The following is a 9,227-nucleotide window of genomic DNA, read 5'->3' on the forward strand; positions in this document are numbered from 1 at the left end:
CTGCTGAAGTGTCCGAAGCGAAGACATCACGCCTCCTGAACCTGCTCATCGCGTTGCTGCACACTGAGCTGGGCCTCTCGCGCGACCGCATACTGCGCGACATCTACGGGTACGACCCGGCTTTCGGGGAGGAGCCGGACGACGAGGACCCCGAGAAGGTCGCCGTGCTGCGCAAGTTCGAACGGGACAAGAACGACCTGCGCGCCATGGGCGCCGTCATCCTCGAGGAACAGGGCTTCGAACGCTGGGACAGCACGGAGGAGGTCCCGAAGTACCGGATCGACCCGAAGGGCTTCAGCCTCCCTCCGCAGCAGTTCACCGCCGAGGAGTCCACGTGGCTTGCCCTGGCGGCCCTCGCCTGCGACGACGCCGTGGCCGGCGCCGACGCGCAGCGGGCCCTGCGGCGCCTCGAGGCTGCCGGGGCGCTTCCTGAGACGCCCCCGTCGCAGGTGCAGCCTCGCGTCCGGCTCGATCCCCACTGGCTCGCCCTCACCGACGCCGCGGCGCGCGGGGCCGAGGTGACGTTCGACTACCACGCGACGAGCACGGGCGAGACGCGGCGCCGCCGAGTGCAGCCGTGGGGCCTGGGCCAGCGCTTCGGGCAGTGGTATCTCGCCGGGCACGACATCGACCGGGGCGGACAGCGCGTGTTCCGCCTCTCGCGCATCCGAGGGAACGTCGGCGTGGGGGAGCCGGGCGTGTTCGCCCCGCCCGCGGAGGGCGCGCTCCAGCGTGCCCTCGACGGCCTCGATGCCGTTCCCGAGCGCAGGGCGCGCCTCCGCGTCGCCGAAGACCGGGCCCTCGAGCTGCGCCGACACTGGGAGCCCCACGGTCCCGGACCGGCCGGGTGGGACATCGGGGACCTCGCGTACCGCGACGTGTCCTTCGCGGCGGAACGGATCTCGGGCTTCGGCGACGCCGTCGTGGTCGAGGACCCGCCCGAGCTCGCCGCAGAGGTCATCGCGCGCCTGAGGGGCGCCCTCGACGCGCTCGGTTCCCGTGGCGCCGCAGAGGTCGCCCAGACCAGGCCGACGCGGAAGATCACGAGCGGGCAGGAACGCCTTGAGCGGCTCATGGACCTCGTGCCCTTCCTCCTTGGCGGCCCCGTAACGGTGGAGGACATCGCGGAGCGCTTCGGCATGACGCAGCGGCAGGTCACCCAGGCGCTCGACTTGCTGCAGGAAGCGGGCCCCATCGACTCGGCCGGCTTCCAGAGCTACATCGAGATCCTCGTCGAGGACGGAGTCGTCACGGTCGCCAACGCGGACGAGCTCGCGCGGCCACGCCGTCTCAGCCCGGGGGAGGCGGTCGCGCTCCAGCTCGGGCTCAAGGCACTCCTGCCCCTGGCAGGACGCGAGGCGACCGACGCGCTGCTCCGCCTGGCGGACCGGGTGGGTGCGGTCGCCGTCGCCGGCGGGCAGGGCCTGCCCCAGGTGGACGTCCGCTCCGAGCCGCAGCGCAATGCCGAGCTCATCCCACTCCTCTCGTCCGCAGCCCGGGCGGGTGCGACGCTCCTGCTGAGGTACATCAACCCGACCAAGGATGAGGTGACTGAACGCCGCATCAACCCCCTCGGCCTCTTCTCGGATGGCGACCGCTGGTACGTGAACAGCTACTGCCATCGGGCGCAGGCACGGCGCGTGTTCCGCGTGGACCGAATCGAGTCGGTCGAGCCGGCCGAGTCCCTGCCGCTGCCCGAGGGCTTCGAACCGGGCACGGGCTCCGTCTTCATGCGGGGTCCCGACGACGTCGAGGTGACCATCCGGCTCGCCCCGCAGGCACGCTGGGTCGAGTCCAGTTACGAGACCGAGGACGGCCGGGATCTCGTCGACGGGAGCCGCCGTGTGCGCCTGCACGTCGCCGACCTCGCCTGGCTCCCCGCATTCCTCGCCCCGTTCGGAGGTGCCGCCGCCCTCGAGGGGCCTCCGGATGCGGTCGAAGCGGCGCGGGCCTGGCTGGTCAGCGCCCTCGCGCGGTACGGCGGTGCGACGCCGACCCGATAGTCTGGGTCCCGTGCCGTGGTGGTCGTGGGTCCTCATCTGGGTGGCGCTGAGCGCGTGCACCGTCACGTTCCTCGTGCTCGCCGGGGTCTACCTCGTGCGCAAGGGCCTCGCCCTCATGCGCGACGCGAGCGCGGCCCTGGGCGAGATCGCGGAACGGCCACCCGCGGCGGAGGGGCCCGCCCACGACCACGAGGCCTCGCCATCCCGCCGTGCGCCCGGCAGCGCCGTGTTCGCCGACCCGGACCTCATGCGCCGCGAGTACGAGGAGGGCCGCGAACTGCGCCGCCTCTCGCGCCGCGACAGGAGGGTTGAGCGCCGCCGCCTGCGGGGACAGCCGCAGTCGCTGCACGACCTCGGCCTCATCTAGACTTTAAGCAACGAAAGGATTCTTGTGGGACGCCTGTTTGAAAGCCCTTGGCCCATCCTCATCATCATCATCGTGGCGCTGCTCCTCTTCGCCGCTCCCAAGCTCCCGGGGATGGCCCGCAGCCTGGGCCAGTCGATGCGCATCCTCAAGTCGGAGGTCAAGGAGATGAAGAACGACGGCAAGCAGACGCCGGAGTCCTCCTCCTCGGCAAGCGAGCAGCCGGTCGAAGGCAAGGTCATTCCGCCGAAGGGCAATGACCAGGGCAACGGCTCAGCTCCCCGCGTCTGACGTGGCCTCTGCCAAGGGGCGGAAGGCCAATCCCGAAGGCCGGATGCCGCTGCTCGATCATCTCAAAGAGCTCAAGACCAGGCTGATCAAGTCCGCGATCGGTGTCCTCGTCGGCGCCGTCGCGGGCTGGTTCCTGTACGACCCGGTGCTCGAGGCGCTCCAGGAACCCGTCCGGAAGATCCAGGAGCACACCGGCGGGGTCTCCTCCGTCAACTTCAGCTCGATCGCGTCGCCGTTTGACTTCAAGCTCCAGCTCGCCATCCTCATCGGCGTCGTGATCTCCAGCCCGGTGTGGATCTACCAGGTGTGGGCCTTCGTCATGCCAGGCCTGACGAAGAAGGAGCGCCGCTACACGCTCGGCTACATGGCCGCGGGCGTGCCCCTCTTCCTCGCAGGCGTGTGGGTCGGCTGGCTCGTCACGCCGCAGGTTGTCCGCGCCCTGACCCAGTTCACCCCCGAGGGCTTCTCGAACATCATCGACGGCCGCGACTACGTGGACTTCGTCACGCGCATGCTGCTCTTCCTGGGCCTGGCCTTCCTTGTCCCCGTGCTGCTGGTGGGCGTCAACGCCGCAGGCATCCTGCCCGGCAAGACCATCCTCAAGGCCTGGCGCGTGACCGTCTTCCTGGTCTTCGTCCTCGCGGCGATCGCCGCGCCGGGCGCCGACGCGCTGTCGATGTTCATGCTGGCCGGCCCTCTCCTCATCCTCTTCTTCGCCGCGATCGGCATCTGCATCCTGAACGACCGCCGCCGCGAGCGGCGCCAGCTCAAGCACCAGGAGGAGACCGACGCCATCGCGGACACCCCGACCTCCCGCGAGGACCTCGAGAAGTTCTGAGCTCCGGCAGGGGTCTAGGCTTGAGGCATGTCAGAGGCCGCCGAGAGCATGTCCCCCGCCGAACGCTACGCGGCCGCGGCCCAGCGGAGGGCGTTCGCCAAGACGGAACTCGGGGCCTTCTCCGCGACAGTCGACTTCCCGCTCGACCGCTTCCAGAAGGATGCCTGCCGAGCCTTGGAGGCCGGGAAGGGGGTGCTCGTCGCCGCCCCGACGGGCGCCGGGAAGACCATCGTCGGAGAGTTCGCCGTCCACCTTGCCCTCCGGCAGGGCCTCAAGGCCTTCTACACGACGCCGATCAAGGCCCTCTCGAACCAGAAGTACGCAGAGCTCGCCGCGGTCCACGGTGCAGAGAAGGTCGGCCTCCTGACCGGCGACACGACGATCAACGGCGAGGCGCCGGTCGTCGTGATGACCACCGAGGTGCTGCGCAACATGCTCTACGCAGACTCGGACACGCTCACCGGACTGGGCTACGTGGTGATGGACGAGGTCCACTACCTCGCCGACCGCTTCCGCGGCGCCGTCTGGGAAGAGGTCATCATCCACCTCCCGCGCGACGTCCGGCTCGTCTCGCTCAGCGCCACCGTCTCCAACGCCGAGGAGTTCGGCGCCTGGCTCGACACCGTGCGGGGCGAGACAGAGATCATCGTCTCCGAGCACCGTCCCGTGCCGCTGTGGCAGCACGTCCTCGTGGGACGCGAGCTCGTGGACCTCTTCGCGACCCGGCAGTCCTTTGACGACCTTGCCGACGCGCACGACCACGACCGCGAAGCGGGCGGCACCGAGGGCGCTGACGACGGCGAGCCGCAGGGCCGTGCCGACGCAGCTCCGTCGGGCGAGGCATCCGTCAACGAGCTGACGGCAGTCAACCCCGAGCTGGTCGAGCTCGGCCGGCGCGAGACCCAGCAGCTGTACCGCGGCCGCTTCGGCCACGGCGGCCGCGCCCGCAGGCGTGAGGAGCGCCAGCGCGGCGAGAAGCAGTCGGCGCGGCCGGGGCGTCCGGGCGAGGGCGGCCAGCTCCCGGGCACGCGGGCGAGCCGCCCTCAGGTGGTCCAGTCCCTCGAACGCAGGGGCCTCCTCCCGGCCATCGACTTCATCTTCTCGCGGGCCGGCTGCGACGCGGCCGTCCAGCAGTGCCTCGACGCCGGCCTCGACCTGACGTCGCCCGAGGAGAAGGCCCAGATCACCGCCGCCGTCGACGAGTCCGCGACGGACATCCCGTCGGCCGACCTGGCCGTCCTCGGGTTCTGGAGCTGGCGCGACGGCCTCCAGCGAGGCCTCGCAGCACACCACGCCGGGCTGCTGCCGACCTTCAAGGAGACCGTCGAGAAGCTCTTCGCCGCAGGACTGGTCAAGGTCGTGTTCGCAACCGAGACGCTCGCGCTCGGCATCAACATGCCCGCACGCAGCGTCCTCATCGAGAAGCTCGAGAAGTTCAACGGCGAGGCCCACGTGGACATCACAGCGGGGGAGTACACCCAGCTGACGGGCCGCGCGGGACGGCGCGGGATCGACGTCGAGGGCCACGCCGTGGTGCAGTGGCGGCCGGGCCTCGACCCGGCGGCGCTTGCCGGTCTGGCCTCGCGGCGCACCTACCCGCTCAACTCGAGCTTCCGGCCCACCTACAACATGAGCATCAACCTCGTCGCGCAGTTCGGCCGGGAGCGGGCCCGGAGCATCCTCGAGAGCTCGTTCGCCCAGTTCCAGGCGGACCGCTCGGTCGTCGGCCTCGCCAGGCAGGTGCGCAGCCGCGAGGAGTCCCTCGCGGGCTACGAGAAGGCCATGACGTGCCATCTGGGCGACTTCGCCGAGTACTCGCGGATCCGGCAGGAGCTCTCCGACGTGGAGAAGTTCGCCTCCCGGGAGGCCGGGCGTGCCCGCCGCTCCATGACCGTGGACTCGCTCGCCCGGCTCGTCCCCGGCGACGTCGTGGAGATCGGCGAGGGACGCCTGTCCGGGAGCGCGGTGGTCCTCACCTCCGACACGAACGCGCGTGAGCCCCGCCCGCAGGTGCTCACGTTCGACCGGAACATCCGCCGGATCGGCCTCCACGACATCGACGGCCCGGTCGAGCCCGTCACGCGGATCCGCATCCCCAAGAGCTTCGACGCCAAGCGGCCCAAGGACCGCCGGGACCTCGCCACCTCGCTGCGCCACGCCGTCGAACGCGCCCGGATCGACGGGACCGACGCCCGCACGGCCGGGCGGGGGAGGCGCTCGCGGCGGGACTTCGCCTTCGCGGGCGGCTACCAGGACACCGAGCGCCGGATCACCGAGCTGCGGCGGCAGCTCCGGTCCCATCCCTGCCACGGCTGCGCCGAGCGTGAGGACCATGCGCGATGGGCGGAGCGCTGGTTCCGCCTGCGGCGCGAGACGGACCGCCTCGTCTCCCAGATCCAGGGCCGCACCAACACGACTGCCAAGACCTTCGACCGCGTGTGCGAAGTCCTCGAGTCATACGGCTGCCTGGTGAAGGGCGACGCGGGCCTCGAGGTCTCGGCAGCCGGCCAGCAGCTGCGGCGGATCTACGGGGACAAGGACATGCTCACCGCCCTTGCCCTGCGCGGGGGCGCGTTCGACGACGTGGACGCCGCAGAGATCGCGGCGCTGGCCAGCATTCTCGTCTACCAGGCCAAGCGGGAGGAACGGGGCCTGACCCCCAAGATGCCGAGCGTATCGCTCGACGTCGCCGTCGACGTCGTGCTGCGCGAGTGGTCCCAGCTCGAGGACGCCGAGGAGCAGCACCGCCTCCAGCGGACCGCGGAGCCCGACTTCGGCCTCGTCTGGCCGATCTACAAATGGGCGCGCGGCCGGGACCTGCAGAACGTGCTCTCGGGCACCGACCTGGCCGCCGGCGACTTCGTGCGCTGGGTCCGGCAGGTCATCGACCTCCTCGACCAGCTCGCCGACGTCCCAGGGATCGAGCCTCGGCTGCGCCGCCTGTGCAACGAGGCGATCGGCCTCCTGCGCCACGGCGTCGTCGCGTACTCGGCCGTCTCGGAGTAGGCACAGCACCTCCCCACACACCGGAAGCAGGAACACCACCATGTCCGATGAGCGCAGGCTCACCCTCTACCGCAACGGCTCCGTCTACTCCGCGGCCGACCCGTTCGCCTCCGCGATGCTCGTGGACGGGGGGACGGTCGCCTGGCTGGGCTCCGAGCAGGCCGCCACCTCCATCCAGGACTCGACGATGGAGGTGGTCGATCTCGACGGCGCCCTCGTTGCGCCCGGGTTCGTCGACTCCCACGTCCACATCACCGACACCGGCCTGGCGCTCGGCTCCCTGGACCTGTCCGGCGTCCGCTCAGGCGGCGAGCTGCTCGACGCCGTGGCGACGGCGGGTCGGAGCGGCGACCAGCGCGGCGTCGTCCGCGGCTACGGCTGGGACGAGTCCACGTGGTCCGATCCCGCGCTCCCCACCGCCGAAGAGCTCGCCCGCGCAACGGGCGGCGTCCCGGCGTTCCTCGCCCGGGTCGACGTCCACTCCGCCCTCGTGACTCCTGATCTGGTCCAGGCGGCCGGGATCGCCGGTACCGGGAGGTCCGAGGGGCTCGACGGCGCCCTGGTCACCCGCGACGCGCTCCCCGCCGTGCGCGCAGCCGCACGCCCAGCCGACGATGCGGAGGTTCGCTCGCTGCAGGACCGGGCCCTGGCGTATGCCGCCTCCCGGGGCTACGTGGGCCTCGTCGAGCAGGCCTCGCCGCGCCTGTCCGGCCTGCGGGACCTCCAGGTCCTGCTCGACCGCCAGGACGGCCAGGACCGGGCCGCCCCGCAGGTCATGGCCTACTGGGGCCAGCTCGCCGGCTCTGCCGAGGAGGCCCGCGGCATCCTCGAATGCCTGGGAGTAGAGGTGCTAGGCCTCGCGGGGGACCTCACCGTGGACGGCTCGATCGGCAGCCGAACGGCCCTCCTGGCCGAGGACTACAGCGACGCTCCTGGGACCCGTGGGGTCGGCTACCTCTCCGCCGAGCAGATCGGCGGCCACCTCGCGGCGTGCTCCGAGCTCGGCATCCAGGGCGGCTTCCACGTGATCGGCGACGCCGCCCTGCAGCTCGTCCTCGCCGGGCTCGGCATCGCCGCCGACCGCGTCGGCGCCGCGAGCGTGCGCTCCGCCGGGCACCGCCTCGAGCACGTGGAGATGGCGTCCGAGGCGGACGCGGCGGCGCTGGCCGAGTATGCGGTCACCGTGAGCGCGCAGCCCCTCTTCGACGCGACGTGGGGGCATCCCGGCGGCCTGTACGAGGCGCGGCTGGGGGAGCGGAGAGCAGGGATGAATCCCTTCGCCCGGTTCTACTCCGCAGGGGTGCCAATCGCCTTCGGCTCGGATTCCCCCGTGTGCGCCCTCTCCCCCTGGGAGAGCGTGCGCGCGTGCCTCACCCACTCGGACCCCGCTCAGCGGATTTCCGCCCGGGCGGCGTTCATCGGCCACACGCGGGCCGCGTGGCGCGCTGCACGGCACAGGAACCCGCTCATGGGCCAGCTGGTGCCCGGCGCGCCGGCGAGCTTCGCGGTGTGGAAGGCGGACGAACTCATGGTGCAGGTCGCCGACGAGCGCGTCGCGGCCTGGAGCACGGACCCCAGGGCCCGCACCCCGCTGCTGCCTGCGCTTGAGAGCGACAGCCTGCCGGAATGCCTCCAGACCGTCCACGAGGGCCGGGAGCTGTTCCGCGCCCCGGGCTTCGGACGGGTAGTTGACACAGCCCGGTGACCCCGTAGGATCGTTGTTCATCGGGTCTTTCAGGGCCCGCGGCTGGCCCGGTCCCGCCAGTGCTCTGTGGGGGACGAGGCACCAGGGCAGGCCTATGCGTCCGTAGAAAACAGTCGGGGGACTGACCAGCTGCCAGCCCCGCGCACTGGCCCGAAGACGCGTGGGCCTGCCCGGGCCATCGCCGGGCTGTCTGGGTCATCCCCCCTGCCGCGCTGGCTATAATGGGCACTTGTGCCCCCCGGGGCGCCTGCTTCTTCCAGCCCCCGAAAGGCCGACTGCGTGCGCATCCTGACGATCATCCCGACCTACAACGAGCTCGAGTCGCTTCCGAAGACGTTGGGCCGGCTCCGGTCGGCCGTCCCGGCCTCGGACGTTCTGGTGGCGGATGACAACAGCCCCGACGGGACGGGCGCACTCGCGGACACGATCGCAGCGGAGGACCCGCAGGTCCACGTCCTGCACCGCAGGGGCAAGGAGGGCCTTGGGGCCGCCTACATCGCCGGGTTCCGCTGGGCGCTCGAGCGGGGCTACGACATCGTGGTGGAGATGGACGCCGACGGCTCCCACCAGCCGGAGCAGCTTCCCTCCCTCCTGAAGGCGGTGGACGACGGCGCCGACCTCGTGATCGGCTCCCGCTGGGTCGCGGGCGGCTCCGTGGTCAACTGGCCGTTCTACCGCCAGCTCATCTCCCGCACCGGCAGCACCTACGCCCGGCTCATGCTGGGGCTGAAGCTCCGGGACATCACTGCCGGCTACCGCGCGTTCCGGCGCACCACGCTCGAGAAGCTCGACTTCGACACCATCGAGTCCCGCGGATACGGATTCCAGGTGGACCTCGCCAACCGGGTGGCGAAGATGGGCCTCAAGGTCGTGGAGGTGCCGGTGACCTTCGTCGAGCGCGAACTCGGCTCCTCGAAGATGAGCGGGAACATCGTCGTCGAGGCCATGGTCAACGTCACCAGATGGGGCCTGGCCGAGCGTTGGCGCCAGATCACGCGCCGCGGCCAGCGCTGACGGCCC

Annotated in this window: 7 protein-coding genes; all 7 read left to right on the top strand. The window is 71.3% G+C overall.

Annotation, left to right across the window (positions count from 1 at the left end; translation table 11 throughout):
* A partial coding sequence (locus ABD298_RS02535) for a helix-turn-helix transcriptional regulator (RefSeq protein ID WP_344298118.1) occupies positions 1 to 2,003 on the top strand: 2,003 nt, incomplete at its 5' end.
* Positions 2,004 to 2,013: 10 nt separating this feature from the next.
* Positions 2,014 to 2,370, top strand: a complete 357-nt coding sequence (locus ABD298_RS02540) for a hypothetical protein (protein WP_344298119.1) — start codon at positions 2,014 to 2,016, stop codon at positions 2,368 to 2,370.
* A 24-nt stretch (positions 2,371 to 2,394) separates the two neighbouring features.
* Complete coding sequence (gene tatA / locus ABD298_RS02545; protein WP_344298120.1) at positions 2,395 to 2,658, top strand: Sec-independent protein translocase subunit TatA; 264 nt, start codon at positions 2,395 to 2,397, stop codon at positions 2,656 to 2,658.
* A gap of 43 nt (positions 2,659 to 2,701) precedes the next feature.
* The gene (tatC, locus tag ABD298_RS02550) at positions 2,702 to 3,496 is read left to right on the top strand and encodes a twin-arginine translocase subunit TatC (RefSeq protein WP_344298121.1); all 795 of its coding nucleotides are present in this window, start codon (positions 2,702 to 2,704) and stop codon (positions 3,494 to 3,496) included.
* Between the two features lie 27 nt (positions 3,497 to 3,523).
* A complete protein-coding gene (locus tag ABD298_RS02555) occupies positions 3,524 to 6,502 on the top strand; it encodes a DEAD/DEAH box helicase (protein ID WP_344298122.1) in 2,979 nt (992 codons plus the stop codon).
* Positions 6,503 to 6,542: 40 nt separating this feature from the next.
* Positions 6,543 to 8,207 carry an amidohydrolase gene (locus ABD298_RS02560; protein ID WP_344298123.1) on the top strand — a complete coding sequence of 555 codons (1,665 nt, stop codon included), beginning with the start codon at positions 6,543 to 6,545 and terminating at the stop codon, positions 8,205 to 8,207.
* Positions 8,208 to 8,486: 279 nt separating this feature from the next.
* A complete protein-coding gene (locus ABD298_RS02565; RefSeq protein ID WP_344298124.1) occupies positions 8,487 to 9,221 on the top strand; it encodes a polyprenol monophosphomannose synthase in 735 nt (244 codons plus the stop codon).
* The last annotated feature ends 6 nt before the right edge of the window (positions 9,222 to 9,227 follow it).

Origin of the sequence: Sinomonas flava (assembly GCF_039531875.1) — a bacterium.
Lineage (GTDB): Bacteria > Actinomycetota > Actinomycetes > Actinomycetales > Micrococcaceae > Sinomonas > Sinomonas flava.